Genomic DNA, 26,362 nt, shown 5'->3' on the forward strand with positions numbered 1-26,362 from the left:
CCGGCCCATTCTCTTTTTGTTCGACATCAAATTGTTTGACATCAAATTACATTGCTCCTAGACTTCAGGGCATCCACGGCTTCACCGGAGTTTTTCAAGCATGTTCGTCGTCGACAACCACATCCACCTGGGCCAGCCCGGCGTGCACGTCTCGGACTACATCTACAAGCAGTTGCGCAAGAACTGGACGGAGCGCGGCTTCCGCTACCACAGCGCCGAAGTGGCCACCGAGCGGCGCGACGGCGCGCTGCTGGTCGAGGTCATGGACGACGTGGGCATCGACGTCTGCTGCGTGCTGGCCGGCAACTGGAACCGCGTGCTGCCACCCGAGCAGCGCCCCTACAACGTGCCCAACGCCTTCGTGGCGGATCAGGTGCGCGCCTCCAACGGCCGCCTGATCGGCATCTGCAGCGTCGACCCCATCATCGACCCCTGGGGCGCGGCCGAGGAGCTGGAGCGCTGCGTGCGCGACCTCGACTTCCGCGGCTGCAAGCTCTATCCCACCTATGCGCACTTCGACCCGCGCGACAAGGCCTGCGACCCGCTGTACGAGGCCGCCTCGGCACTCGGCGTGCCGATCCATTTCCACATGGGCTTCACCCCCGTGTGCGGGGCCGACATGAAGATGCAGCAGCCCTGGCTGCTCGACGAGGTCGGCCAGCGCTTTCCCAAGCTCAAGGTCGTGATCTGCCACATGGGCTACCCCTATGCGGAAGAAGCCATGGGCGTGGTGGCGCGCAACCCCAACTTCCACGCCGACCTGAGCGCGCTGGGCTTCTACCACCCGCGCAAGGTGTACCAGCTGATCCACGACTTCGGCTGCGTCAACTCGTGGGAGCGCCTGCTCTACGGCTCGGAGAACCCCTTCATGTGGACCTTCCACAAGACCATCATGGGCATCAACGACGTGGCGCGCGAGATCGGCATGCCGCCGCTGCCGCAGGAGGCGATCGAACTGATCCTGGGCGGCAATGCCACGCGCCTGTACCGCATCGACCAGACGCGCCAGCGCCGCAGCGCCGCCTGAGCCCCTCGACAACACTCCAGGAGACACACCATGCAGAAACTGACCCTCAAGGCGGCCGTCGCCGCGCTCGCGCTGTGCAGCCTGGCCGCCACGGCGCAGACCTACCCGAGCAAGCTGATCTCGATGGTCGTGCCGTTCACGGCCGGCGGCCCGGCCGATGCCGACGCACGCGCCGCGCAGCCGCTGCTGCAACGGCAGCTCGGCCAGAACGTGATCGTGGAGAACTACGCCGGCGCCGGCGGCTCCATCGGCGTGGCCCGCGTGCTGGGCCTGCCGGCCGACGGCCACTCGCTGCTGATGGCCACCGTGAGCGAGCCCATCCTGCCGCCGCTCACCCTGCCCTCGGTCAAGTATGTGGCCGAGGACTTGCGGCTGGTATCGCAGCTCTCGTACACCTACCTGGCGCTCATCACACGCCCCGGGCTTAAGTTCAAGGACGTCAACGAGCTGCTGGCCTACGCCCGCAACCCCGCCAACAAGGAGCTGAGCTACGCCACGCCGGGCAACGGCACGCTGTTCCACCTGGTGAGCGAGCACTTCAAGCAGCAGACCGGCGCGCGCATGGTGCACGTGCCCTACAAGGGCCTGGCGCCGGCGTTCAATGACCTGATGGGCAACCAGGTGGACGTGGCCTTCGTGCCGCTGGCCGGCAACGTGCCAGGCCTCATCGAGGCCGGCAAGGTGCGCGCGCTGGGCACCACCAGCGCGGCGCGCGTGCCGCAGGCCAAGGATCTGCCCTCGCTCAACGAAGGCCCGGCGCTCAAGAACTTCGTCTACACGGTGTGGACCGGCGTCTTCGTGCCGCGCGCCACGCCCGAGCCGGTCGTGCAGAAACTCCACGGCGCGCTGGACGCCGTGCTCAAGGGCCCCGAGTACCGCGCCTTCATCCGCGACACCGGCGGCATCGCACGCGACGGCGCCCAGTCGCTGCCCGAGGCGGCCCAGTTCTACCAGTCCGAGGTGGACCGCCTGCGCTCGGTGTTCAAGCTCGTGAAGCTCGAAGTGCAGTGAACCGCGGGCAGGCGTTTCAAGCGTGAGAAGATGACGGTTGCCACCGTTGTCATCCCGCTCCCGCCCGCTCCATGCTCCAGTACCACACCCTCCCCGTCACCCCCTTCCAGCAGAACTGCTCGCTCGTCTGGTGCGGCGAGACCCTCAAAACCGCCGTGATCGACCCCGGCGGCGACCTCGACCGCCTGCTGGCCGAGGTGGCGCGCCGCGGCCTCGCGCTCGAGCAGATCTGGCTCACCCACGCCCACATCGACCACGCGGGCGGCACCGCCGAGCTGGCACGCCGGCTCGGCCTGCCCATCGTCGGCCCGCACCGCGGCGACCAGTTCTGGATCGACGCGCTGCCGCAGCAGGGCGCGATGTTCGGCTTTCCGCCGGCCGAGGCCTTCACGCCCACGCGCTGGCTGGAGGACGGCGACACCGTCGCGCTGGCCGGCCACACGCTGCAGGTGCGCCATTGCCCAGGCCACACGCCGGGGCATGTGGTGTTCTTTTCACCCGAGCTGCAGCGCGCCTTCGTCGGCGACGTGCTGTTCGCGGGCAGCATCGGCCGCACCGATTTCCCGCAGGGCAACCACGATCAGCTGATCGCCAGCATCACGCAGCGCCTGTGGCCGATGGGCGACGAGACGGTGTTCATCCCGGGCCACGGCCCGGAAAGCAGCTTCGGGCGCGAGCGCAAAACCAACCCCTACGTCGGCGGGACGTGACCCTCGCGCCGCCGGGGGAAAAGGGGTCTCCCGCGGGCTCAGCCCTTGCGCGCCCGCTCGTACAGCGGCATCACCTTGGGCAGGTTCTTCTGGATGTCGGCGATGCGCGTGCTGCCCGACGGGTGCGTGGACAGCCACTGCGGCGGCGCCCCCCCGCTGGCCGCGCCCATCTTCTGCCACAGCGTCACGCCGGCCTGCGGGTTGTAGCCGGCGCGCGCGGCCAGCTCCATGCCCACCAGGTCGGCCTCGGACTCGTCCTGGCGGCTGAACTGCAGCGTCAGCAGCTGGGCGCCGTAGTTGGTGAGCGCCTGCCCGGTCTGGCCCAGGCCCAGCACCTGGCTCAGCACGCTGGCGCCGATGCTGGTGGCGGCGTTCTTGCCCATGCGTTCGCGCGCGTGCTCGCGCAGCGCATGCGCGATCTCGTGGCCCATCACCATGGCCACCTCGTCGTCGCTGAGCTTGAGCTGGTCGAGGATGCCGCTGTAGAACGCGATCTTGCCGCCCGGCATGCAGAAGGCGTTGATCTGCCGGGAGCCGATCAGGTTGACCTCCCACTTCCAGTCGCGGGCGCGCGGGTTCCATTCATAGCTGAACGGGATGATCCGGCGCGCGATGGCGCGCAGGCGCTGCACCTGCGGGTGGTCGTCGCGGCCCAGCGCGTTCTGCGCGGCGGCCTGCTGCAGCATCTGCGCATACTGCTGGACGGCCGAGCGCTCCACGTCGCCGGCCGGCACCAGCTTGCTGAAGGTCGAGTTGCCGCCCACCTCCACGCCCTCGCGGGCAAAACCGCTGGAGGTCCCCGCCAGCAGGCCACAACTCACTATGAAACTGATAGCAAAACGCATGCATCACACCTCTCGACAGTATGATTGAATCATGAAAGCATCCCCCCAGAACGCGGGCCGGCCTTCCTGGGCCGACACGCTCAAGGTCTATCTCGAAGCCCCCACGCTGCGCATGCTGCTGCTGGGGTTTTCGGCCGGGCTGCCGCTGCTGCTGGTGCTGGGCACGCTGAGCTTCCGGCTGCGCGAGGCCGGCATCGACCGCACCACCATCGGCTACCTGAGCTGGGTCGGCCTGGCCTACGGCTTCAAGTGGTGCTGGGCGCCGCTGGTGGACCGGCTGCCGCTGCCGCTGCTCACGCGCTGGCTGGGCCAGCGCCGCAGCTGGCTGCTGCTGGCGCAGCTGGCCGTCATGGCGGGCCTGGCCGGTATGGCGCTGAACGACCCCCAGCAGGCGCTGGGGCCGGTGGTGTGGTGCGCGCTGGTGGTGGCCTTCGGCTCGGCCACGCAGGACATCGCGCTGGACGCCTTTCGCATCGAATCGGCCAACACCGACCGGCAGGCCGCCCTCGCCGCGACCTACCAGACCGGCTACCGGCTGGCCATGATCTGGGCCGGCGCCGGCGTGCTGTGGGTGGCCGCGCGCGCCGAGGTGAGCAACGCCGGGGACTACCAGCACGGCGCCTGGCAGGCCGCCTACCTCGTGATGGCCGGCTCGATGCTGCTGGGCGTGCTGACGGTGCTGCTGTCGCCCGAACCAGTGCGGCGCGAGCTGGCGCCGCCCAAGAGCGCCGGCGAGTGGCTGCGCGGCGCGCTGGTGGAGCCGTTCGCCGACTTCCTGCGCCGCTACCGCTGGCAGGCCGCGCTGATCCTGGCGCTGATCGCGGTCTACCGCATCAGCGACGTGGTGATGGGCATCATGGCCAACCCGTTCTACGTGGACATGGGCTACACCAAGACCGAGGTGGCCACCGTCACCAAGGTCTACGGCGTGATCATGACGCTGGCCGGCGCCTTCGTCGGCGGAGCGCTGTCGATGCGCCTGGGCGTGATGCGCGTGCTGATGCTGGGCGCCGTGCTGAGCGCGGGCAGCAACCTGCTGTTCGCCTGGCTCGGCACGCGCGGCCACGACGTGGGCGCGCTGGTGTTCGTGATCTCGGCCGACAACCTGTCCAGCGGCATTGCCTCGGCCGCCTTCATCGCCTACCTGTCGGGCCTGACCAACGTCAACTACTCGGCCACGCAGTACGCGCTGTTCAGCTCGATGATGCTGCTGTTCCCGAAATGGCTGGCCGGCTTCTCGGGCAAGTACGTGGACAGCTTCGGCTACAGCCACTTCTTCACCGCCACCGCCCTGCTCGGTTTGCCGGTGCTGCTGCTGGTCTGGCTTGCTTCAAGGGTCAAAAAGGCCTGAGGTCCAGGTACAGCGGTCATTGATTGCTATGCTTTTCATAGCAACCTGAATCACTGCAACATGAAGGTCTCGTACTCCAGGCGCCCGATCTTGCGCTCGAGCACCCGCAGCGCGAACACCAGCGTGACCAGCAGCGCCAGCGCGAAGCCATAGCCGTAGAACACCGCGCCCAGGCGCAGCGTGACGGCCGACAGCGCCACGTTGAGCACGGCCAGCAGGCTCACCACGGCCAGCACCTCGCGGCGCTTGTCCAGGTAGAAGAACACGTTCATCACCGCCAGCAGCGCCACCTGCAGGCTGGCCGCCACCGCGTCCACGTAGAACAGCGGCAGGTACAGCGTGCTGATGTGGAGCTTCTCGAAGATGGCGGGCGCGAACACCACCATCACCAGCACCGACAGCGTCTGGATCTTCACGATGTCGAGCAAGCCCTGGCGGATCGCGAACACCATCTCGTCGCGCATGCGCGCGATCTCCTCGAGCGAGCCGCCCTGGCGCACCGCGTTGTAGAACTTGTCGTACCATTCGACGAAATCGGTCTCGAAGCGCACCAGGAACACCGCCATGCCCGGGATGATGCCCAGGTAGGCCAGGAACACCGGCATGTCGTAGATCAGGCTCGCGCGCAGCGGGCCGATCACGTTGTTGCTGGTGTCGGGCGCGAGCCAGAACACGATCTTGTCGGCCCAGATCGCGAAGTTGTAGAGCAGGCCCACGGCCACCAGGCTCGGGTACATGGCGCCGGGCGCGAAGCAGTCGAACGCGATCAGGCGCGGCGTCGGAAAGCTGCGCAGCACGATGAACACCATGCCGCACAGCATCATGAACTGGCCGACCACGTAGCCCGCGAGCAGCCCCTCCAGGCCGGCGCCGCGCAGCAGCATGGCCAGCAGCACCGAGAGCGAATAGCCGCCCGCGAACAGCGCCACGATGACCTTGTAGAACTTGAGGCCGCTCATAAAGGTCGTCGCCACCCAGATGTCGCACATGGTCACGAAGCCGGCCACCATCAGCGTGCGGTAGATCACGCTCTCGCCGCGAAAGCTGGTGAACACCAGGATCACCGCCAGCGTGCCGCCCACCAGGTTGGTCACGAGCAGCACGCCCGCGAAGTTGGGCACCACCTTCTCGCTCTCGCGCGCGAACAGCCGATCGGACACCCAGCGCGTGAAGCCGAGCTGCACCAGCCCGGTGAAGATCAGCGAGGCCATGATCAGGTAGGTCACCGACACCTGGAACTGGCTGATCAGCACGCTGGGCACCACGACGTTGATCGACAGCAGCCCGATCGCCACCAGCCCGAGGATGGACAGCACCCAGGGGCCGGAGCTGATCAGCCCGGCGTAGGCATAGGCGCGCACCAGCGAGAAATAGCTGTCGCGGTTGATCAGCTTGCGCAGCTCGAAACCGATGCCGGCCATCAGCCCGGCTCCTGCGGCAGAGCCGTGCCCAGCGCGCGCTCGTAGACGGCGCGGTAGCGCGCGAACATCACCGGGTGCGTGTAGTAGCGCTCCACGCGCGCGATGCCGGCGCGCGCCGCGGCGTGCCAGGCGTCGGCATCGGTCAGCAGCGCCAGCACGGCCTCGGCCAGCGCCTGCGGATCGGCAATGCCGACCACCGCGCCCGAGGCGCCGAGGGCGCGGTCCTCCTCGTCCAGGCCGTGGATGAGCTGGCGGCACGAGCCCACGTCGGTGCTGACGGCGGGCACGCCCGCGGCATAGCCTTCGAGCAGCACCAGCGGCAGCGCCTCGCTGATCGAGCTGAGCACCACCAGGCCGATCTGCGGCAGCAGGTCGGTGAGCTTCTGGAAGCCGAGGAACTTCACGTTGTTCTGCACGCCCAGGCTCTCGGCCAGCTCCTTGCATTCGGCCGCATAGGCCGGGCTCTCGTCCTCGGGGCCGGCGATCCAGGCCTGGAAGTCGGGCAGGCGGTTGACGATCACGCGGGTGGCGCGGATGTAGGTCTTGATGTCCTTGATCGGCACCACGCGGCCGATCAGGCACATGATGGGCGGCACCTCGGCCGGCCGCAGCGCGCGCAGCGCGCCGAACTTCACCACGTCGATGCCGTTAGGGATGTTGCTGGTGCGCTCGGGCCGCGCGCCGTCCTGCACCTGGCGCAGCCGGTTGGCCTCGTACAGCGCGATGATCTGGTCGCTCGCGTCGTAGCACATGCGGCCCAGCGCCTCGAAGAAGCGGATCCACATCTGGCGGAAGTAGCCGGCCTGCGTCGGGTCGCGCTGCAGCAGCGTGCGGTTGTCGGCGATCCAGCGCGCGGCGTACAGGTCGATGCGCCGCTCCTTGGTGTAGATGCCGTGCTCGCTCAGCACCAGGCTGCGCTGCCAGCGCCGCTTGAGCAACGCGCCGAGAAAGCCCGCGTAGCCGGTGGAGACGGAGTGGTAGCAGCGCACCGGCGGAAACGATTCGACGATGGCCGCCAGCGTCCAGATCGGCGCGTGCATGGTGCGCACGGTCCAGAAGTAGTCGACGAAGCTCGGGTCGGTGCAGCGCTCGCGGTACTGCTCGGTGATGTAGTTCCAGCCGGCCTGGCTGTACAGGAGCTGCGAGCGGTCCATGCGGCCGTTGAGCTCGCCCACCACCGTCTCCAGCACCTCGGCGCCGCGCACGGCCTGGCCCGCCGGGTCGCGGAAATAGTCGTGCAGCTCGCGGTTGAGCTCGAACATGCCGGCGTCGCCCGGCTGCGGCGTGACCGGCGGCGCGCCCGAGCCCTCGTAGAGGTAATGCTCCTCCAGGTGCACCACGTTGGGCGGCAGCTTGAACTTCTGCTCGCCGTAGTCCTGGCGGCGCGAGCCGAGGAAGCAGATCGCGAACGTGAGCTCGGGAAAGCCGGTGATGATCTGATGCACCCAGCTCGACACCCCGCCCGACACATAGGGGTAGGTGCCTTCGAGCAGCAGCCCGACATCGGCCACCGGCGCGGGAGGCGGCAGGCCGCCGGGCTCAGACATGCAGATCCACGCCCGCGATGCGGTATTGGCGCCAGTAGGCCGCCACGCCACGCCACTGGTGCGGCAGCTGGGCGTCGGGCGGCAGGCGCCCGATGTACTTGCGCACGCCGTCGTAGTCGCGGCGCAGGTAGGCGATGTGGGCCATCAGCGGCCAGACCTGCGCCGGCGGCATGCGCAGCTTGCGCGCCAGGCTCAGGGCGCGCGCCGCGGCCGCGAGCTGGTCGAGCTCGATCAGCACGCGCGCATACAGGCGCCAGGTGCCCGGCGCGTGGGCCTCCAGCATCAGCACGTCCTCGCAGTGCTTCTGCGCCTGCTGCAGCGCGAAGCGGCGCAGGTCGCCGCGCGCCAGGCCGGTGTCGGCCTGCTGCCAGTGCAGCTCGGCCAGGCGCTGCAGCGCGTTCACCAGCGGCGCGCGGTCGTCCTGCTGGCGCGCCGCCTGCAGGCGCAGCTGGGTGCTGCGGATCTGCTCGCTCAGGTCCTTCTCCCAGGCGTCCACCATGCTGTAGGCCAGCAGGCGGATGTCCTCGGAGGGGTCGGACAGCAGGCCCTGCAGCAGCGGCACGGCGGCCTTGGGCCGCATCGACTGCAGCGCCACCAGCACGCGCAGCCGCGTCTCCAGCGGCAGCGAATGGTCCTTCAGGATGTGGCGCGCATCGCCGGCGCGCAGGTCGCTGCGCGCCGTGGCCTCCTGCTGCACGGTGGAGAACTCGGGCATCGCCACCTGCACGTAGCGCTCGGTGCGCAGGATCTTGGGAAAGCGCTGCGCGATCTGCACCGTCAGCACCGTGGCCACCACGCCCAGGCCGGGAATGAAGAAGCCGAAGCAGAACAGCAGGGCGAACGCCGGCACGCGCGGCTGGCGGTAGGGCGCGGGCAGCAGCGTCCAGGCCAGCCCGGCCGACAGCGCGCTGGCCAGCGCGTGCAGCGCGAAGTAGCCCGCCAGCACGAGTTCGGAGCTGTCGCGGTCGAGCAGCGCCAGCGAGGCGACTTCGGCGCTGAAGGCCAGCGTGGCGAGTTTCCAGGTTCCGATCATCCGAGGCTCTCCACCACGCTGCGCAGGTTGCCGAACATGGCCTCGTCGCTGATCGCGAAATCGAAGGCCAGCAGCTGATTGGCCGGCAGGTCGCCGAACACGCGCTGCACGCCGTGCATGATGCGGTGCTTGTAGACGCGCACCGCCGCCGGCGAGGCGAACGGCACCAGCGCGATGATGCAGGGCGTGAGGTTGGCGTCGCCGCGCTCGGTCGGCCAGTGCCAGGCGGTTTCGCCGCGGCTGTGCAGCTGCTGGATCTCCTCGATGATGTCCTGCTGGCGCTCATGCTGCGCGCGCCAGACCACGCAGTGGCTCTCCAGCCCGTATTCGCCGCGCAGGCGCGCCAGCCAGGCGAACTCGCCGGCCAGCCCGCGCGGTGCCGCGGGCCACAGCGTGGTCAGGTCGCCGGCCTGGCGCGTCAGGCGCAGGTAGTCGGCATAGCTCTCCAGCAGCACGGCCACGGTCTGCAGGTTCTCGCCCGTCAGCGCGGTGAACGGCATGCTCTTGATGACCATGAGGCCGAAGGCCTGCCGCTCGCCGTCCAGCAGCGGCGCCGCCGCGATCAGGGCCGAGCGGTGGGATTTTTCAAGCAGGGTTTCCTGCAGGTGCGTCTGGCGGCCAGTTTCGATGGCGCGCACGATCATCGGGTCGTCGGGCTTGGGGTCGCTGATCTCCCCGATCGACGCCACGCGGTACAGCCGCAGCACCGGCTCCGTGCGCAGCTCGTACAGCGCGGCCGACTCGAGGCGGCAGTGCAGCCCGATGAAGTCGAGCAGGGTCTGCGCCGCCGGCAGGCGGCCGCTGTCGGCGCGCATGTCGTGCATCTGCTCGTCCAGCATGATGCGCAGGTCCCGCAGCGCGCCGCGCAGCGTGCCGGGCTGGTCCACCAGCTCGTACTCCAGCTCGTCGTGCGAGAGCTTGACCAGGTACAGGCGGCGCGTCAGGCGCTCGACCTTGTCGCTGAGGAAGTGCGCGGCCTCGCGCAGGCGCAGCGCGCGCAGGCTCCAGTAGCCGCCGAACTCGCCGGCGATCAGCGTCATGATGGCGCCGCCCAGGAAGTACAGGCGCGGGAACTCAGGCACCGGCGCCAGCAGCGACCAGGCGCCGAGCAGGCCGAGCGCGGCCGCCGCACCCCAGCCCACGCCGTAGCGCAGCGCGATCAGCCAGGGCCCGAGCCAGGGCCAGGGAAAGCCTTCGTTGATGTAGAACGGGTTCTCGGTGTTGCTGACCCAGCTCAGGTAGACGAAGAACGCGGGCCACAGCAGGGTTTCCGCCACGCGCCCGTAGAGGCCGGGCTGGAACCTGAGCGCGCGCCGCAGCAGCAGGCGCAGCGCCATCAGCAGGCGCCGCAGCATGTTGAACCCGCGCGCCAGCGGCGACAGCCAGCGCGGCAGGGCGCGCCGGCCCGGCGCGAAGCTGCCGCGCCGCACGGACGGCTCGGGCTCGCGCAGCACGTCCAGCAGTTCGTTGACCGAGGCCGTGAAGTCCGACTCCGGCACCCCGCTGTGGCGCCATTCGGCGCCGCGGGGCGGCGGCTTCTTACCGGCTGGCGGCGGGGAGGCTGGCGGCGGGCTCAATGCGGATTCCCGAGACGAGTTCGGCGGTCAGTTTCTGGCCGACCGCGGCCAGGGCCTCGCGGCTCCAGCCGGTGCGCCCGCCGGCCGTCGAGTAGACCACCTGGTCGGTCTTCAAGTCGCGCACCTGCAGCATCAGGCCGACGGCGGGTTCGCCGTCCACGCCAACCTTGTAGCGCCACTCGTTGACCGCGCCGCTGATGGTGTAGCGCATGCCCTGCGCGCGCGCCCACTTCTCGGCCTCGGCCTGGGCCTTGCGCTCGCCGGGCTCGAACAGGGTTTCGGGGTTCAGCGCCGGCGGGTAGACCACGAGCTGGCGCAGCCCGGCCTGGCGCAGCGCCGATTCCAGCAGCGCCTCGGCGCGCAGGCCGGCCTGCGGCACGTCGGTGAAATTGGCGATCGGCAGCATCGCCACCTTGTCGGCGGGCGCGATGGCCTGCTCCATCGGCGCGCGGCCCGCGGCGCCGCCGGGGCTGAGCGAGCCGCAGCCGGCCAGCAGGGCCGCGGCCAGCAGGCCGGCCGCGCCGCAAACAGGGTTGAAGGCAGTTTTCATGGTGTCACCGATCAAAGAAAATCTGGTACTGCAGCCGCAGCTCGCGCAAGCCCGCGCTGCTGGGCTGTCCGGGCGGGCTGGGCCGGATGTCCAGGTTGATGGAAAGCTGGTCTCGCCCGGCGACCGCTCCCTTCGCGCCCAATCGTAGCAAGCCCTGTGTGGATTGCCCAGCCGCGCCCCAGCGCGTGTCGAAGCCGATCTCGCCATAGGGCCGCCAGGCCTGGCTGTAGACGGCCGGGTCGGACTGCGACAGGCCCACGCCCACGGTGGCGGAGAACGCCGTCGCGTCCTGTCCGAGGAAGAAGCTCGCCGAGGGCGCCGTGCCGGGCGGGATCAGGAACAGGGCCGGCGCATCGGGCTGGCCGTCGGAGCGCACATGGCTGCGCCGCAGGCTGGCCTGCAGGCGGATGTCGGGGTAGTCGCGCCGCACGTACCAGTTGCCGGTGAGCGCGGCGTCGACACCGCGCCCGAGGTAGGCCCCGGTCTGGGTGCGGTAGCGGCTGCCGGCCACGCTGGCCTCCAGCTCGGCCTCCTTGCTCAGCCGGTAGCCGAGGCTGGCGGCCAGGCGGTCGCGCATGCCGGCCACCGACAGCGGCGCGCTGTCGTCCGTGCGGTCGTTGCGCGCCGCCTGCAGGATCAGCGTGCTGCGGCTGTCGAGCTTGCGGGTGAGCTGCAGCCGGCCGCCCTGGAAGGAGGCCAGCGCGTCGCGCGCGAACACCTCGGCCACCACCTCGCCCCAGGCGGTCTTCGCCTGCAGCCCCAGGCGCGCTTCGCGGTCGTGCGCGGGCACGGCGGCGATCTGGCTGGCATCGGTGACGCGGTTGTCGAGCGAGGTCAGCTCGACCGTCAGGCGCAGCCCCGGCCCCAGCACCCGCTCGACCTGCGCCCCCACGCCGCTGCGCGCCAGGCCGCCGGTGGTGCGGTACAGGCTTTGCACGCCGGCATTCGAGCTGCTGCGCAGCAGGTCTTCCTGCACCGCCTGCTGGGTGTCGTCGTCCAGCCCCTCGGGCAGGCGCTGGCCCAGGGTGACGCCGGCGGCGGCCGCCTGCGGCACCCGGTCGAGCTCGCGCAGGGCGGTGATCTCGTCCTGGATGTCCAGCCGCTGCGCGCCGCGCCCGCGCGCCGGGGCCGGGCGGTCCAGCAGGCGGTCGAGCTGCTGCAGGTCGCCGTTGGCCAGTGCCAGCGCGGCCTGCTGGTAGGCCGGGGTCTCGATGCGCGCTGCCTGCTGGCGCCAGAGCCAGCGCGCGGCGGCGTCGAAGCGCCCGGCCGAGAGCAGCCAGGCCGCGGCCAGGTCATCGAGCTGGCGCCGGCTCTCGGCATCGGCCTGCGGCGCCGCCAGCAGGGCGCCGAGCTGCTGCTGCCAGCGCTGCTTCTGGGTGCCGCCGGCGAACGCCGCGGCCAGCCGCAGCTGCGTCATGAGGGCCTGGCGCGCCTGCGCCGCGTCGGCCGGCTGGGCCGCGGCGCGGTTCGCCAGCCCCCAGGCATGGCGGCGCACGCGCAGCGCCACCGAGCCCTGCTGGGCGCGTTCGAGCACGTCGGCGTAGTTCATGAGCCAGAGGAAATCATCGGCGTGCGCCGGCGCCTGCGGCAGCATCAGCGCCAGCGCCTGGCGCGGCTGGTCGAGCTGCTGCATCGCGGCCGCCAGCACCTCGCGGTAGGCGGCGTTGTGCCGCACGCGGCCCAGATGCCGGCCGAGTTCGGCGCGCAGCGCGGCATCGTCCTGCTGGTCGATCAGCAGCCACCAGTAGGCCACGCGGGCCGCGGCCAGGTCGGGGCGCAGCGCCAGCGCCTGGCGGTAGTCGCGCGCCGCGCTGGCGAGCTCGCCCAGGCGCACGTGCAGGCCGGCGCGCCGCTCCAGGAAGGCCGTGTTCTGCTCCAGCCGGGCGCGGTGCGGCGCCTGCAGGGCCGCCAGCAGCTGCTGCAGCTCGGCCGTGTCGGGCTGCGCATCGATGGCGTCGAGCCAGGCGAACACCAGCTCGTCGCTGGGCGTGCGCGGGTACAGCCGCGCGGCCAGCGCGCGCGCGGCCGGCGCATCGCCAGCTTCGAGCCGCAGCCGCACGGCGCGCTCGGCCTGGTAGGGCTTGGGCGCGCCGCGCGCGATCACTTCGTCCAGCGCGCGCCATGACGCGGCGCGCTCGCCGGTTTCCCAGGCCAGATCGGCCAGCAGGTTCCAGTAGTCGGCGTCGAAGGCCTGGCCGGCCTCGTCGGGCAGCCGGGCCTGCAGGGCGCGCAGCGCGGCGGGCTGGTCACCCTGCTTGAGGTGCAGCTGCGCCAGCCGCATGGCGTCGTCGCGCGCAAGGCCGGCGGGCCGCAGCGCCTCCAGCACGGCGATGGCTTCGCGCGGGCGGCCGGCACGCTCGAGCAGCGCGGCCTGCTGCGACAGCAGCCCGCGCTGCGTGCCGGGCTGGGTCTCGATCAGGCGGCGCAGGAAGGCGAGCGCGCCGTCGACGTTGCCCAGCCGCTCGTAGACCGCCACCACGCGGCGCGTCTCGTCGTCGGAGAGCGGGCGGCGCCGCTGCAGCGCCAGCCAGGCTGCGAGCAGCGCATCGTCGTCGTAGAGCATGGGGCTCAGGCGGAACACGTTGTCCAGGGCGCGCTCGCTGGCGCCCCGCTGCATGAGCTGCACCCAGGCGGCCAGCGCCTGCGGGCCCCGGCCGGACCACTCGGACACCTGCGCATAGCGTTCCAGCCAGCCGGCATCGCCGGGCTGCTGCAGCCGCCCGGCTTCGGCCATGCGCAGCGCCTGCGGCAGGTCGCTGGCGGCGGCGAAGGTGTCGTAGGCGGTGCGCAGTTGCTGCGGCGACAGGCTGGCGGCCAGCGCGGCCGCGCTCATCGAGGGCGGCAGCACCTGGCGCAGGTGCGCGGCGGCTTCGCGCGGCAGCGCGGCGCCGAGCGCGAGGCTGGCCAGCGTCCAGTGGTAGGGGTCGCCCGAAGGCAGCGGCGCCGACTCGCGCGCCGCCGCCTGGTAGGCCTGCACCGGCTGGCCGGCGGCCAGCAGCGCCTGGACGCCCTGCTCGAGCAGGCGCTGGCGCGCATCGGTTTGCGCGGTGCGCCCGCGCGCCGCGAAGAACAGGTCGGCCGCCTGCGGCAGCGCGCCTTCGGCCAGCGCCAGGCGGGCGCCCTGGGTCAGGTCGCCCAGGCCCGCCGAGGGCATGCGCAGCAGGCTTTGCAGCAGGCCGGCCACCAGTTGGCGGGCCTGCGGCGGCTCGGGCTGCAGCTCGTGCAGGGTGCCCACCAGCGCGAACACGCGGGCCGGCCGGTCCACCGCGGCGATCTGCCCGCGCAGGCGCTGCAGCACTTCGGCGGCGGCCATGTCGGCCGGCTGGCCGGTGGCCGCCACCTGGCGGTAGCGCGCGCGCCACCAGGCCAGGTCCCACTCGGCCCAGCGCGCCTGGGCCGCGGCGTCGCCGCCCAGCAGCGCCTGGGCCTGGCCGAGCGCCTGGCGCGCCTCGTCGAGTTCGCCGGCCGCGATCAGCTTCTCGGCCAGCAGCAGGCGCAGGTTGAGGTCGCGCGGCTCGGTGCGGATGATGTTGCGCAGGTAGGCGATGGTGAGATCGCGGTTGCCGAGCTCGGACTCCTGGCGCAACAGCGTCAGCAGGTCGCGCTTGGGAAACACCAGCACCAGGCCGATCACCGCGATGCCGACCAGCCCCAGCACGCCTCCGCGCGGCAGGATGCGGTCGCGCCCGCGGTCACCCGGCGCAACGGAGTACGACGGTGGTTTGTCCAACCTGGCTTCCTTCAATGACCAGCGCCTCGCCGCTGCGGCTGGCGCGCAGGCCGGGCACGGCGCCCTGCAGCTCGCAGCCCGGGGCCACCAGCCGCGCGTTGAGCGGCAGGTGGCCCTCGAAGGCCAGCCGCTGCAGCGCGCCGTCCTGCGTCCACGAAATCAGCCGCGCATTCGCCGATTCGAGATAAAAACCGGCGGAGGTCCTTGTCCCTTGGTCATAGTTTGCTATCGATTTCGAAGCATGCAGGTACTCGACCGAGGCATGCCGCAGGTGGCCCGCGAAGCCGCTGGCCGGGCTGAAGGCCGGCAGCGGCTGGTCGGCCTCGATGCGCCATTCGCGCAGGAAGCGCCCGCCGCGCAGTTCCAGCCCGCCGTCGGTGCGCGCCACGGTGGCGCGGCGCCAGTCGAGCACGCGCTCGGCGTATTCGCTGGCGTAGACCGGGTGCAGCGTCTGGGCCTTGAGCCGGGCCTCGGCCCAGCCGTAGACCTTGTGCAGCGAGGCGATGCTGGCGCGCTTGGTGACGATGTAGAGGTGGTAGTACATGTCCACCGGCTTGAGGCGCAGCGGCAGGTCGGTCATCTCGTAGGTCTCGGTCATGCGCTCGTAGCCGTAGAACGGGCCGGTCCAGTCGTTGGTGTAGACGTTCTCGTTCTGGTTGGGCGCGTAGACCTGGAACCAGTCGCCCTTCATCATGCCCAGCGGGCCGACCAGGGTCAGCGAGGGCTCGGCACGCGTGATCAGGGTGTCGCCGCCGTTCATGTTGAGCAGGCCGGCCTGGTAGGCCAGCTTCACGGGCTCGGCCAGCGGCTGGGTGTCGCCGCTCCACAGCACCATGCGGGTCTTCTTGCCGGGCGGCGCCAGGGTGTTGATGTAGTCGCGCGCGCCGACGATCTCGCGCACCGGGTCGTAGCGGTAGCCCGGGATCGGCAGCGCCATGACGGCGTTGCCGTGGGCGCGGCCGAGTTCCGAGTCGGCCCAGAAGAACGGGTGGCTCCAGGTGTGGCTGGCGATCTCGACATGCGGCAGCGCGAAGATCCTGCGCGCCGTGGCCTCCATCTGGGCCGACAGCGCCGGATACAGGCCGCGCGGCGAGACTTCGCCTTCGATGATGGAGATGGTGCTGGGCCAGCGGTAGCGCTCCAGGAACTCGCGCAGCAGGTGCTCGCCCGCGATCGGCGTGCCGGGAATCTCGGCGCGGCTCGGGAAGCCGTCGCCGTCCACGTGCACCATCAGCAGGCGGCGGCCGGTCTCGGTGGTGACGTCGGGCACCGGCACGCCGGGCGCCACGCGCAGCGCGGCGCGGAAGAAGGCGATCGGGTCGACCACCCAGCGCTCGCCGTTGTCCTGCGGCAGGTCGACCTTCCAGTAGCGGTCGGCCGCGAAGCCGCCCCAGGGCGTGACGGCCACCACGTCGGCCCGCTCGCCCTGTGCGCTGCGCACGCGCAGCCAGACCTCGCCCTGGCGCACGGTGGCAGGCGTGAAGCTGGCGGCCAGCGGCTTGGGCTCGATCTCGAAGCCGGTGTACTTCGAGAGTTTTTCCAGCGTCAGCGAGGTGGTGCTGCGTTTGGTCTCGCCGATGTCCACGCCGAACGCGTTCATCGCGGTGTCGCCGGGCAGCGCGCCGACCATCACCACCGGCACGCCCTGCACGCGCGCGGCGTTGAGCAGCTTCATGAGCGCAGGCGTCTCGTCGAACGAGCCGCGGTTGAACCAGGTCACCACGCCCGCGTAGCGCCCGGCCAGCGGCTGCTCGGCCAGCTCGCGCATCTCGTCGGCGCCGTAGTAGACGTACTTCGCGTCCAGGCCGAGGTAGTTCAGCGGCAGCGTGCCCACGCGGTGGATCTCGTGCGTGGCCAGCTCCGACAGGTTGCCGGGCTCGTCATGGATCGCCAGCACCTGGCGCGGCAGCACCTCCACCTGGCCGACGCCGAGGTTGTCGAGCTCGGGCGTGGCCACCCAGGGCACGATGCCCAGCGCCTTGATGCGGCGCGCCGTCTCGCGCGCCAGCGCCCGGTTCTCGGGCGGCACGTAGTCGATGGCCACCACCGGCAGGCGGTACTCGTCGCGGCACTTGCGCAGCTGCGCGAGCAGCCAGTCGCGGTCCTCGGCCGTCACCTCGCGGTACTCCTTGCGCTCGGCGTCCCAGCCCTGGAACAGCGATTCGGCCACCACCGCGTCCACCTGGCCGTGCACCTGCGGCAGGATCTCGAAGCCGCGGTTCAGGATCAGCCGGGCGTCGGGGTAGGCGCGCTTGATCTCCTGCACCAGCGCCGCGAGGCCGGCCACTTGGCGCTGCTGCGCCTGGGGCGTTTTGGCGACGAGCTGGAACGAATCGAGCGTGTCGAGGAAGAACGCGCGGTAGCCCTGCTGCCACAGCGGCCGCACCACCTGCGCGAGGTAGAACGCGCTCCAGCCCGGCGCCGCCTGGTCGACCACCACCGAGCCCCAGGCCCGGTTCTCGCCGAGCTTCCATTCGGGCCGCAGCTGCGCGAAATAGGGACGCGTGGGATGCACCTCGCCCACCGAGACGTAGGCCGCGACCGTGGTGTCCGGGTTGAGGCGGTGCGCCCAGCCCGTGGGGCCGACATGGCCCGGCTCGACCACGGCGACGTCGAAGGCGCCCAGCGCCTCCCACGGGATGTCCCGGCCGTAATAGAAGGCGAATGTGCCCAGGGTCCCCGCCGCATGGACGCCGGTTGCTATCAAAACTGCAGCAATCGCTGCCAGCCAGAGCCGCAGCCGGCGCACGCTCAGGCTCCCCTCAGCGAGGCGGCGAGGGCCCGCAGGCCCTGCACCAGCGAGGTCCCGGGCCGGTAGTCCAGGGCCTGCTGCAGGCGCGCCGGCGTGGTGGCCGAGTGCAGCACGTCGCCGGCGGCGGGCGCTTCATGGCGCACCTGCGCCGGCCGGCCGAAGGCCTCGGTCATGGCCTCGATCAGCTCCAGCAGGCTGACCGAGCGGCCGGTGCCGACGTTGAGCACGCCCTGCACCCCGGAGGCCAGCGCGCGCCGGTTGGCCTCGGCCACGTCGCCCACGTAGACGAAGTCGCGGGTCTGCGAGCCGTCGCCGAAGACCCGCAGCACAGCGCCCGATTCAAGGCCGTCGGCGAACTTGCTGATCACGCCGGCATAGGAGGAGCGCGGGTCCTGGCGCGGGCCGTACACGTTGAAATAGCGCATGCCGATGGCCGACACGCCATACAGCGTGCGGTACAGCGCCGCATACTGGTCGTTGATGAATTTCTCCAGCCCGTAGGGCGACAGCGGCAGCGGCACCGACGCCTCGTCCAGCGGCAGCGACGCGGGCGCGCCGTACACCGCGGCGCTGGACGCGTAGACCAGGCGCGGCACCTGCAGGCGGCGCACCGCGTCGATCACGTTGAGAAAGCCGGTGACGTTGTGGCTCGACGAGGCCACGGGCTCGGCCACCGAGCTTTGCACCGAGACCTGCGCCGCCAGGTGCAGCACGGCGTCGCAGCCCTGCACGGCGGCGTCCACCGCCCGCGCGTCGCGCACGTCCCCTTCGAGCAGCGTGAGCCGGCCGTCGGCCAGCGCATCGGCGGGCAGCCGGTCGCGCCGGCCGCTGGACAGGTTGTCCAGCACGCGCACCTGCACGCCTTGCGCCAGCAGCGCCTCGGCGCTGTGCGAGCCGATGAAGCCGGCCCCCCCTGTGATCAGAACACGTTGCATCGCGATAGTCCTTTGACGGTGGGAATGGTAGCCCTTTCAGGCCGTGCACAGGCCTTTGTCCGTGCGCCGGGGCCCCGCCCGGCGCCGCTCACGATGGCAGCGGCCCGGCCTGCGGCGCCAGCCGGGACCGCAGCGCGGCCTTCTGCACCTTGCCCAGCGCGGTCTTCGGCAGGGCCTCGAGCCGCACGTAGCGGCGCGGCAGCTTGTAGCGCGCCAGGCGCTGGCGCAGGAAGGCGTCGAGCGCGTCGTCGGCCACCGCGCCGCCGGGCCGCAGCACCACGGCCGCCACCACGGCTTCGCCCCAGCGGGCATCCTCCACCCCCAGCACCGCGCACTCGGCGATGTCGGGGTGCTCGGCCAGCAGGTTCTCGATCTCGGCGGGATAGATGTTCTCGCCGCCCGAGATGATCATGTCCTTGGCCCGGCCGACGATGGTGCAGCTGCCGTCGGCCGCCAGGCGGGCCAGGTCGCCGGTGTGGAACCAGCCCTCGGCATCACGCGCGGGCTGCTCGGGCCAGTAGTGCTGCACCACGTTCGGCGCGCGCAGCAGCACCTCGCCCACCTCCTGCTGCAGATGGGCCAGGCGCAGCTCCACGCCGGGCGCGGGCCAGCCGCAGGAACCCGCGTGGCTGAACGCCTGCGCGGGCGGCAGCGCGATCGAGAACGGGCCGGTCTCGGTGGCGCCGTACACGTTGCAGACCGGCACGCCGCGCGCATGGAAGGCCTGCACCCATTGGTGCGGCAGCGTGCTCGAGCCGGCCCAGACCGCGCGCAGGCTCGACAGGTCCGCGGCGGCCCAGTCCGGGTGCTCGACCAGCGCGCGCAGGGTGGCGGGCACCTGCAGCGTGAGCGTGGGCCGGTCGCGCTCGAAGCCGGCCAGCGCCGCCCCGGGCTCGAAGCGGGCGTGCAGGATCACCGAGGCGCCGGCGTACAGCGCCGGCAGCGTCTGGATGCACAGCCCGCCCACATGGAACATCGGCAGCATGGTGGCCACCACGTCGGCGGCATCGAGCGACTGCACCGCCTGCGCCGCTGCCATGTTGGCCAACAGGTTGGCCTGCGTGTGCACGGCCCCCTTGGGCCGGCCGGTGGTGCCCGAGGTGTAGACCAGCAGCGCGGGCGCCGACGGCGCGGCGTGGTCGGGCGCGGCGCCTGGCGCCGGCTCGCCCGCCAGCGCCTCGATGTCGTGGCTGGCCAGGCCGTAGCGCTGCGCCAGCGCCCGCGCGGCCTCGCGCCAAGCCTCGTCGTGCAGCACGGCGCGCGGCGTGCAGTCGGCCAGCACCGCCTCCCATTCGGGCGGCGCCAGCCGGAAATTCATCGGCACCAGCATCGCGCCGATGCGCGCCAGCGCGAACAGCAGGGTCAGCTGGTCGGGATGGTTCAGGCCGAGATAGGCCACGCGGTCGCCGGCGCGCACCCCCCCGTCGTGCCACAGCCGCGCCGCCGCGCACTCGGCGCGGCGGGCCAGTTCGCCATAGCTGAAGCGGCGCTCGCCAAAGCACAGGGCCGTGGCCTGCGGGCGCGCGGCAGCGTGGCGCAGCAGCACGTCGGGAAGAACGACAGCAGATTTCATTTACTTAACTTTACCGCCGGTTCAAGCCGGCGTGATTCGCCGCGCCCAAGATCGGAACATCCTGCTGCTCCACCTCTTGCCGAAAGGACGCCCGATGACCCCCGCTCCCACGCCCGATGTGCTGCGTCTGCCCGACCGCCGCAGGATGGCCGGACTGGCCGCCCTGAGCGGACTGGTCATGCTGTCGTTGCAAAGCCGTGCGCAGGACACCCAGGGCCGCGCCCCGCGCAGCGACCGACCGGGCGATGCGGCCGCGCGCATTGACGCCCTGGTGGCGCGGATGCTGCAGCGCGTGGACGGCAGCCCCGCGCAAAAGGAACGGATCACCGGCATCGCGCACGCGGCGCTGGCGGACATCGGCCCGCTGCGCGAGCAGCACCGCGCGGCGCGCCTGCAGGGCCTGGCGCTGCTGGCCGCGCCCACGCTCGACCGCGCGGCGCTCGAGCAGTTGCGGCAGTCGCAGCTGCGGCTGCTCGACGCGCTGAGCCGGCGCGCCACGCAGGCCCTGGCCGATGCGGCCGAGGTGCTGCAGCCCCAGCAGCGCCGGCTGCTGGCAACCCGCCTGAAAGAACGCCTGTCACGCCCCGGGCCGGGCTGAAGCCCGCCCGGATTCCCTTGCCCCCCTGTCCGGACTAAACTGCCCCAATGAGCGCACAACTGCTGATGATCGAAGACGATACCCGCCTGGCCCAGATGGTCGGGGAGTATCTTGCGCAATCGGGCTTTGGCTTCACCCATGCGGCCGACGCGCACACGGGCCTGGCCCGGCTGCAGGACCCGACCTCCGGCGTGCTGCCCGACCTGGTGATCCTGGACTTGATGCTGCCCGACCTGGACGGGCTCGAAGTGTGCCGCCGCATCCGCGCCCTGCCGGGCGAAACGGCCCAGACCCCGGTGTTGATGCTCACCGCCAAGGGCGACCCGATGGACCGCATCATCGGGCTGGAGCTGGGCGCCGACGACTACCTGCCCAAGCCGTTCGAGCCGCGCGAGCTGCTCGCGCGCATCCGCGCCATCCTGCGCCGGCGCACCGAAGGCGCCGCGCCCTCGCTCAAGCTGCTGCGCTTCGGCTCGCTCGAGATCGACCGCGATGCCCGCAGCGTCACGGTCAACGGCCAGCCCTGCGACCTGACCTCCTACCAGTTCGACCTGCTGATCACGCTGGCCGAGCGCGCCGGCCGCGTGCTCACGCGCGACCAGATCATGGAAGCCGTGCGCGGGCGCGAGTTGGAGGCGTTCGACCGCTCGATCGACGTGCACATGGGCCGCATCCGCGCGGCCATCGAGAGCGACGCCAAGAACCCCAAGCGCATCCTCACCGTGCGCGGCGTGGGCTACGTGTTCGCCAAACAGCAGGACTGACCATGGCCGCCACGCTGCAGACCGCGCCGGCCGCCTCGGCGGGCCGGAGCCTGATCAATCCCCTGGCCACGCTGGCGCGGCGCCTCTACGTGCGGCTCTGGCTGGCGGTGGTGCTGGCGGTCGCGGTGCTGACCCTGCTGGTGGGCTGGGCCTGGCGCGCGGCAGCGGACCTGCCGCTGCGCGAAGTGGTGGTGCGCAACGAGGCCGGCCAGGTGATTGGCAACGGGCAGTCGCGCATGCGCCCGCCGCCGCCGGCCGATGCCGAGGCCACCGCGCCGCCGCAAGAATCGCCCGAGGACGAGTCGCGCGCCGGCGCGCCGGGCCATCCGGGCCCGGGGCCGCAGTTCGTGGTCCGCATGAACGACGGCCAGACCCTGCACATCCACCTGCCACGCCCGCAGCGCTCGCCGTGGACGCGCGCGCCGTTCGGCTTTTTCTGGATGCTCGGGCTGGTCGGGGTGGCCGTGGCGCTGGCCACCTACCCCATCATCCGCACCCTCACGCGGCACCTGGAGCAATTGCAGCGCGGGGTCGAGCAGTGGGGCGCGGGCGACCTGTCGGTGCGCGTGCCGGTGCGCGGGCAGGACGAGGTGGCCTTCCTGGCCGAGCGCTTCAACAGCGCCGCCGAGCGCATCGAAACGCTGGTGAAGTCGCACAAGTCGCTGCTGGCCAATGCCTCGCACGAGTTGCGCTCGCCGCTCACGCGCATCCGCATGGGGCTGGAGCTGATGGGCACGCAGCCGTCGCCCGCCTTCCGCCAGGAGATTTCGCGCAACATCGCCGAGCTGGACCAACTGATCGACGAAATCCTGCTGGCCAGCCGCCTCGACGCGCGCGAGGCCGACCTGGGCACCGTGGAGCCGGTCGACCTGACCGGCCTCGCTGCCGAGGAATGCGCCCGGCTCGGCGCGGAGCTCGATGCCGGCACGCAGGACGTGACGGTGCGCGGCGTCTCCAAGCTGCTGCGGCGCGCGATCCGCAACCTGCTGGAAAACGCGCGGCGCTATACCGATGGCGACATCACGGTGATCGTGCGCTGCGAAGGCCGGCAGGCCGTACTGCAGGTCTGCGACCGCGGCCCGGGCGTGCCCGCCGGGCAGCGCGAGCGCATCTTCGAGCCGTTCTACCGGATGCCCGGCGCCAGCGAACGCGAAGGCGGCGTCGGGCTCGGGCTGTCGCTGGTCCGCTCGATCGCCTTGCGCCACGGCGGCTCGGTCCGCTGCGAGGCGCGCGAAGGCGGCGGCGCCTGCTTCGTGCTGCAACTGCCGCTTCAGCAGGTGTAATGAGTTGTAATAAATCCTCTCATCTGGTATTTATCGTGCAATTAATCACGGAAAAAGCCCTCTTTTCCCGAAAAATTAGAAAGCTCTCCCCTAATTAGGGGATGCGGAAAACCATGACTCAACCTACAGTTCACTCATCTGCTGTCACAAGAACAAGGGCACAACAATTTAAACAGTAAGCCTCCAACGGTTTCAAGTTTCAAGTCTCCCAACGACGTCCTTCCAAGGACTTTAAAAGCCACCGAAAGGTGGCTTTTTTTTCGCCCGCCGTTTTTCCGCCCGACTCCGCCTGGCCGGGCGGCGGGGTCAGGCCTTGAACTTCGCAAGCGCCTGCGCGGCCAGCTCGCGGGTCAGTTCCGCAGCCGGCAGTGCCCGGCCTAGCCGCGCGGCCTGGCCCGACCACAGCGGCGAGAAATCGCCCGAGCCCTGCGCTTCGGCCCGCGCGCGCAGCGGCGCCAGCGCCTGGGCCGCCTGCGGGAAGGCCGGCGCCAGGGCCGACATCGGCCCGAGTTCGCGCACCAGCCGGTTGACGAGGCCGCGCGCGGGCCGGCCGGTGAACAGGCGGGTGAGCACGGTCTGGTCGTCGCGCGCCGTGCGCAGCGCCTCGCGGTGCGGGGCCGGCACCCGCGCCTCGGGGCAGAACAGGTAGGCCGTGCCCAGCTGCACCGCCGCCGCGCCGAGCGCGAAGGCGGCCGCGATGCCGCGCGCATCGCCGATGCCGCCGGCCGCGATCACCGGCACGCGCACCGCATCCACCACCTGCGGCACCAGGGCGAAGGTGCCGACCTGGGTGGCGATGTCCTCGCCCAGAAACACGCCGCGGTGGCCGCCGGCCTCGAAACCCTGCGCGATGATGGCATCGCAGCCCTGCGCCTCGAGCCAGACCGCCTCTTCCACCGTGGTGGCCGAGGACAGCAGCTTCGCGCCGGTGGCGCGCACGCGCGCGAGCAGGTCGGGCGCGGGCAGGCCGAAGTGAAAGCTCACGACCTCGGGCCGCAGTTCCTCCACCAGCGCGCAGGCGGCCGCGTCGAACGGCGCGCGGTTGGCCGCGGCCACCGTGGCCTGCGGGTCCAGCCCCAGCTCGGCGTAGTACGGCGCCAACCGGGCGCGCCAGGCGGCCTCGTGCGCGGCATCGACCGGCGCCGGGCGGTGGCAGAAGAAGTTGAGGTTCACCGGCCGCGGCGCGGCGGCCCGGTACAGCGCCACCTCGCTGCGGATGCGCGCCCCGTCCAGCGCGGCGCAGGCCAGCGAACCCAGGCCGCCGGCCTGCGCCACGGCGATCATCAGCTCGGACAGCGCCGGCCCGACCATCGGCGCCTGGATGATGGGCAGATCGATGCCCAGCAGTTGCTGGATGCGGGTGTCGGGCCAGCCTTGCGACAGGTTCATGGTGCGGCTCCAGAAGAGGAAGAGGAACGGACGGGATGGGCCCAGCCCAGCCACAGGAAGATCAGGGCGCCGAGCAGCAGCGCCGCGCTGGCCGTGCCGAGCGACAGCGTGAAGCCCCGGGCCCGGCTGGCGCCGCCGTGCAGCAGCGCATTGGCCAGCGGCGGCCCGGCGATCTGGCCCAGGCCATAGGCGGCCGTCAGCAGCCCCATGAAGCTCGCCGCGCCGCCGGGGCGCAGGCGCCGCGCCTCCTGCATCGCGAAGTAGGTGATCGCGGTGAACGGCAGCCCCACCAACAAGCTGCCCAGCGCGAAGCCGGCCAGGCTCGGCAACCAGACGCTGGCCATCACGCCCAGCGCCTGCACCGCGTAGCAGCCGGCCAGCAGGTGGCGCCCGTCGTGGCGCAGCGGAATGCGCGTGGCCAGCAGGGCGCCGATGGCCACGCCCAGGCCCAGCAGCGGCCAGAACAGGTCGAGCCAGACCGAGCCCGGCAGCGCCTCGCGCGCGATCACCGGCAGGAAGGTGGCGGTGATGATGTAGCCAAAGCCCGCCAGGCCGTAGGCCAGCACGAACAGCCCCGTCGCCACCGGGCCGTCTGGGCTGCGCCCGGCCGCGGCCGGCGCCACAGGGGCCGGGGCGGTGGCTGCGGGTGCGGGATGCGCCGGCCGGAAGATCGGCCAGACCAGGGCTGTGAGCCCCGCCGCCAGCACGCCGAACACCAGCCAGCCCGAGGCGGACGGCCAGTGCCAGGCCACCATGGCGCTCACCGCCAGCCCGCTGAGCGCAATGCCCGCGCCGGGGCCGACGTAGATCAGGCCGCCCAGGGCCGGCGTGCCCAGCGCCGCCAGCCGCGCCAGGCACCAGCCCGAGGTGAAGACGAACACCACGGCGCTGGCCACGCCGGCCAAAAAGCGCAGCGCCCCCCAGGCCGGCACCCAGGGCAGCGCCATGGCCAGCGTCAGCAGCGTGGTGGCCACGAGGCCGGCACGCACCAGGCGTGCCGCGTCGAGCCGCCAGCGGTTCGACAGCACCATGCACAGCAGCGCCCCGATCAGGTAGCCCAGGTAGTTGGCCGTGGCCAGCCAGCTGGCCTGCGGCAGGTCGATCGACTGCTCGCCGAGCATCATCGGCAGCAGCGGGGTGAAAGCGAATCGGCCGATGCCCATGGCCACCGCGAGCGCCAGCGCGCCGGCCAGCCCGACAACGAACGGGCGCCCGCCGGCAGGCCGGGACGCAGCAGGAAGGAAAGCAGCCATGAGCGAGCGTGGATGCGGCAGGCCCGCAGGCCCTATTCATCTCATATTAAGAACGATTAAAATATTCTAATCTCAAAACAAGATTCAATCGAACCGTAGAGGGCTTGGCGTGGAACTGGCAGACCTGGAAATATTTTGCACCGTGGCGGCCGAGCAGAGCGTGACGCGCGCCGCCGCGCGGCTGCAGCGCGTGCAGTCCAACGTCACCACGCGGGTGCGCGGGCTCGAGCAGGCGCTGGGCACGACGCTGTTCCTGCGCGAAGGCCGGCGCATGGCGCTCACGCCCGAGGGCGAGATTCTGCACGGCTACGCCCAGCGCCTGCTGGCGCTGGCCGAGGAGGCGCGCCAGGCCCTGCGGCCCGGCGAACCGGCCGGCCGGCTGCGCCTGGGCAGCATGGAGAGCACGGCGGCCAGCCGGCTGCCGCAGCCGCTGGCGCAGTTCCACCAGCGCTGGCCGGCCGTGGCACTGGAGCTCTCCACCGCGCCGTCCCAGCAGCTGCTCGACCGGGTGCGCGACCATGCGCTGGATGCGACCCTGGTGGCGCCCTACGCCGACCCGGCCACCGGCTCCGACGGCCTGGATGCCAGCCTGCAGGGCCTGCCGCTGTTCACCGAGGAGCTGGTGCTGGTGCTGCCGGCCGCCCACCCCGAGGTGCGCGGCCCCGCCGACGTGCAGGCCCTGCCGCTGGCCGCCTTCGAGACCGGCTGCACCTACCGCCGCCTGGCGCTGGACTGGCTGGCGCCGGGGCCGCCCCGGCGCGTGCTGGAGCTGGGCTCGTACCACGCCATCCTGGCCTGCGTGGCGGCCGGCGCCGCCATCGGCGTGGCGCCGCACTCGGTGCTGGCCCTGCAGCGCGAGCCGCTGCAGCTGCGCACCCATCTGCTGCGGCGCGTCACCACGCTGCTGGTGCGCCGGCGCGGCTACCGCTCGGCCGCGCTCGATGCGCTGCAAGCGGTGCTGGCACCCGATTTATCAGTCAAATCGGCCTGATGTCCAGGTGCAGTGGTCGTTT

Annotated in this window: 20 protein-coding genes; 8 read left to right on the forward strand and 12 right to left on the reverse strand. The window is 71.4% G+C overall.

Annotated elements, in window-relative coordinates:
- Positions 1-100: 100 nt before the first annotated feature.
- The 3 genes from MMF98_RS19590 to MMF98_RS19600 all read left to right on the forward strand — a co-directional run bounded on the left by MMF98_RS19590 (position 101) and on the right by MMF98_RS19600 (position 2,748).
- A complete protein-coding gene (locus tag MMF98_RS19590) occupies positions 101-1,027 on the forward strand; it encodes an amidohydrolase family protein (RefSeq protein WP_243308801.1) in 927 nt (308 codons plus the stop codon).
- Positions 1,028-1,057: 30 nt separating this feature from the next.
- Positions 1,058-2,038: a tripartite tricarboxylate transporter substrate binding protein gene (locus tag MMF98_RS19595; protein WP_243308802.1), complete on the forward strand. Its 981-nt coding sequence runs from the start codon at positions 1,058-1,060 to the stop codon at positions 2,036-2,038.
- 71 nt (positions 2,039-2,109) lie between these two features.
- Entirely contained in the window at positions 2,110-2,748 is a 639-nt protein-coding gene (locus MMF98_RS19600) for an MBL fold metallo-hydrolase (protein WP_243308804.1), read from the forward strand.
- 38 nt (positions 2,749-2,786) lie between these two features.
- Here MMF98_RS19600 and MMF98_RS19605 read toward each other — a convergent pair whose 3' ends face one another.
- The gene (locus tag MMF98_RS19605; RefSeq protein ID WP_243308806.1) at positions 2,787-3,593 is read right to left on the reverse strand and encodes a M48 family metallopeptidase; all 807 of its coding nucleotides are present in this window, start codon (positions 3,591-3,593) and stop codon (positions 2,787-2,789) included.
- 31 nt (positions 3,594-3,624) lie between these two features.
- On the opposite strand from MMF98_RS19605, the gene MMF98_RS19610 reads away from it, so the two are divergent.
- Positions 3,625-4,944 carry an AmpG family muropeptide MFS transporter gene (locus tag MMF98_RS19610; protein WP_243308807.1) on the forward strand — a complete coding sequence of 440 codons (1,320 nt, stop codon included), beginning with the start codon at positions 3,625-3,627 and terminating at the stop codon, positions 4,942-4,944.
- Between the two features lie 50 nt (positions 4,945-4,994).
- Here the strand turns inward: MMF98_RS19610 and pelG are convergent, their stop codons facing one another.
- From pelG to MMF98_RS19655, 9 genes are all read right to left on the reverse strand, one after another.
- Complete coding sequence (gene pelG, locus MMF98_RS19615; protein WP_243308808.1) at positions 4,995-6,365, reverse strand: exopolysaccharide Pel transporter PelG; 1,371 nt, start codon at positions 6,363-6,365, stop codon at positions 4,995-4,997.
- Positions 6,365-7,912 (reverse strand): GT4 family glycosyltransferase PelF, encoded by a 1,548-nt coding sequence (pelF, locus tag MMF98_RS19620; protein ID WP_243308810.1) that lies wholly within the window; start codon positions 7,910-7,912, stop codon positions 6,365-6,367. The genes pelG and pelF overlap by 1 nt, the downstream gene beginning before the upstream one ends.
- Positions 7,905-8,945 (reverse strand): tetratricopeptide repeat protein, encoded by a 1,041-nt coding sequence (locus tag MMF98_RS19625; protein WP_243308811.1) that lies wholly within the window; start codon positions 8,943-8,945, stop codon positions 7,905-7,907. The genes pelF and MMF98_RS19625 overlap by 8 nt, the downstream gene beginning before the upstream one ends.
- Positions 8,942-10,444, reverse strand: coding sequence for a PelD GGDEF domain-containing protein (locus MMF98_RS23750; protein ID WP_243308812.1), 1,503 nt, complete (start codon positions 10,442-10,444; stop codon positions 8,942-8,944). Before MMF98_RS23750 ends, MMF98_RS19625 begins: the two co-directional genes overlap by 4 nt.
- A gap of 40 nt (positions 10,445-10,484) precedes the next feature.
- On the reverse strand, positions 10,485-11,072 hold the full coding sequence (locus MMF98_RS19635) for a penicillin-binding protein activator LpoB (protein WP_243308813.1): 588 nt from the start codon (positions 11,070-11,072) through the stop codon (positions 10,485-10,487).
- 4 nt (positions 11,073-11,076) lie between these two features.
- Positions 11,077-14,802: a tetratricopeptide repeat protein gene (locus MMF98_RS19640; protein WP_243308814.1), complete on the reverse strand. Its 3,726-nt coding sequence runs from the start codon at positions 14,800-14,802 to the stop codon at positions 11,077-11,079.
- Positions 14,765-17,551: a bifunctional glycoside hydrolase/polysaccharide deacetylase family protein gene (locus MMF98_RS19645; protein ID WP_243308815.1), complete on the reverse strand. Its 2,787-nt coding sequence runs from the start codon at positions 17,549-17,551 to the stop codon at positions 14,765-14,767. The genes MMF98_RS19640 and MMF98_RS19645 overlap by 38 nt, the downstream gene beginning before the upstream one ends.
- Before the next feature lie 2 nt (positions 17,552-17,553).
- Positions 17,554-18,489: an NAD-dependent epimerase/dehydratase family protein gene (locus MMF98_RS19650; protein WP_243308816.1), complete on the reverse strand. Its 936-nt coding sequence runs from the start codon at positions 18,487-18,489 to the stop codon at positions 17,554-17,556.
- A gap of 88 nt (positions 18,490-18,577) precedes the next feature.
- Positions 18,578-20,062, reverse strand: coding sequence for a class I adenylate-forming enzyme family protein (locus MMF98_RS19655; RefSeq protein WP_243308824.1), 1,485 nt, complete (start codon positions 20,060-20,062; stop codon positions 18,578-18,580).
- Positions 20,063-20,156: 94 nt separating this feature from the next.
- Here MMF98_RS19655 and MMF98_RS19660 point away from each other — a divergent pair, with 94 nt between their 5' ends.
- The 3 genes from MMF98_RS19660 to MMF98_RS19670 are packed head-to-tail and all read left to right on the forward strand — an operon-like array spanning position 20,157 to position 22,707.
- The gene (locus tag MMF98_RS19660; RefSeq protein ID WP_243308826.1) at positions 20,157-20,660 is read left to right on the forward strand and encodes a Spy/CpxP family protein refolding chaperone; all 504 of its coding nucleotides are present in this window, start codon (positions 20,157-20,159) and stop codon (positions 20,658-20,660) included.
- Between the two features lie 47 nt (positions 20,661-20,707).
- The gene (locus MMF98_RS19665; RefSeq protein WP_243308828.1) at positions 20,708-21,424 is read left to right on the forward strand and encodes a response regulator transcription factor; all 717 of its coding nucleotides are present in this window, start codon (positions 20,708-20,710) and stop codon (positions 21,422-21,424) included.
- A gap of 2 nt (positions 21,425-21,426) precedes the next feature.
- A complete protein-coding gene (locus MMF98_RS19670; RefSeq protein WP_243308829.1) occupies positions 21,427-22,707 on the forward strand; it encodes a sensor histidine kinase in 1,281 nt (426 codons plus the stop codon).
- 306 nt (positions 22,708-23,013) lie between these two features.
- On the opposite strand, the gene MMF98_RS19675 is transcribed toward MMF98_RS19670, so the two are convergent.
- Together MMF98_RS19675 and MMF98_RS19680 are read right to left on the reverse strand one after the other, a co-directional pair.
- Entirely contained in the window at positions 23,014-24,096 is a 1,083-nt protein-coding gene (locus MMF98_RS19675; protein WP_243308830.1) for an NAD(P)H-dependent flavin oxidoreductase, read from the reverse strand.
- Complete coding sequence (locus MMF98_RS19680) at positions 24,093-25,349, reverse strand: YbfB/YjiJ family MFS transporter (RefSeq protein ID WP_243308831.1); 1,257 nt, start codon at positions 25,347-25,349, stop codon at positions 24,093-24,095. The genes MMF98_RS19675 and MMF98_RS19680 overlap by 4 nt, the downstream gene beginning before the upstream one ends.
- 109 nt (positions 25,350-25,458) lie before the next feature.
- Here MMF98_RS19680 and MMF98_RS19685 point away from each other — a divergent pair, with 109 nt between their 5' ends.
- Complete coding sequence (locus tag MMF98_RS19685; protein ID WP_243308832.1) at positions 25,459-26,340, forward strand: LysR family transcriptional regulator; 882 nt, start codon at positions 25,459-25,461, stop codon at positions 26,338-26,340.
- Positions 26,341-26,362 lie beyond the last annotated feature (22 nt).

It is taken from the genome of Variovorax terrae (genome assembly GCF_022809125.1).
Lineage (GTDB): Bacteria > Pseudomonadota > Gammaproteobacteria > Burkholderiales > Burkholderiaceae_C > Variovorax_A > Variovorax_A terrae.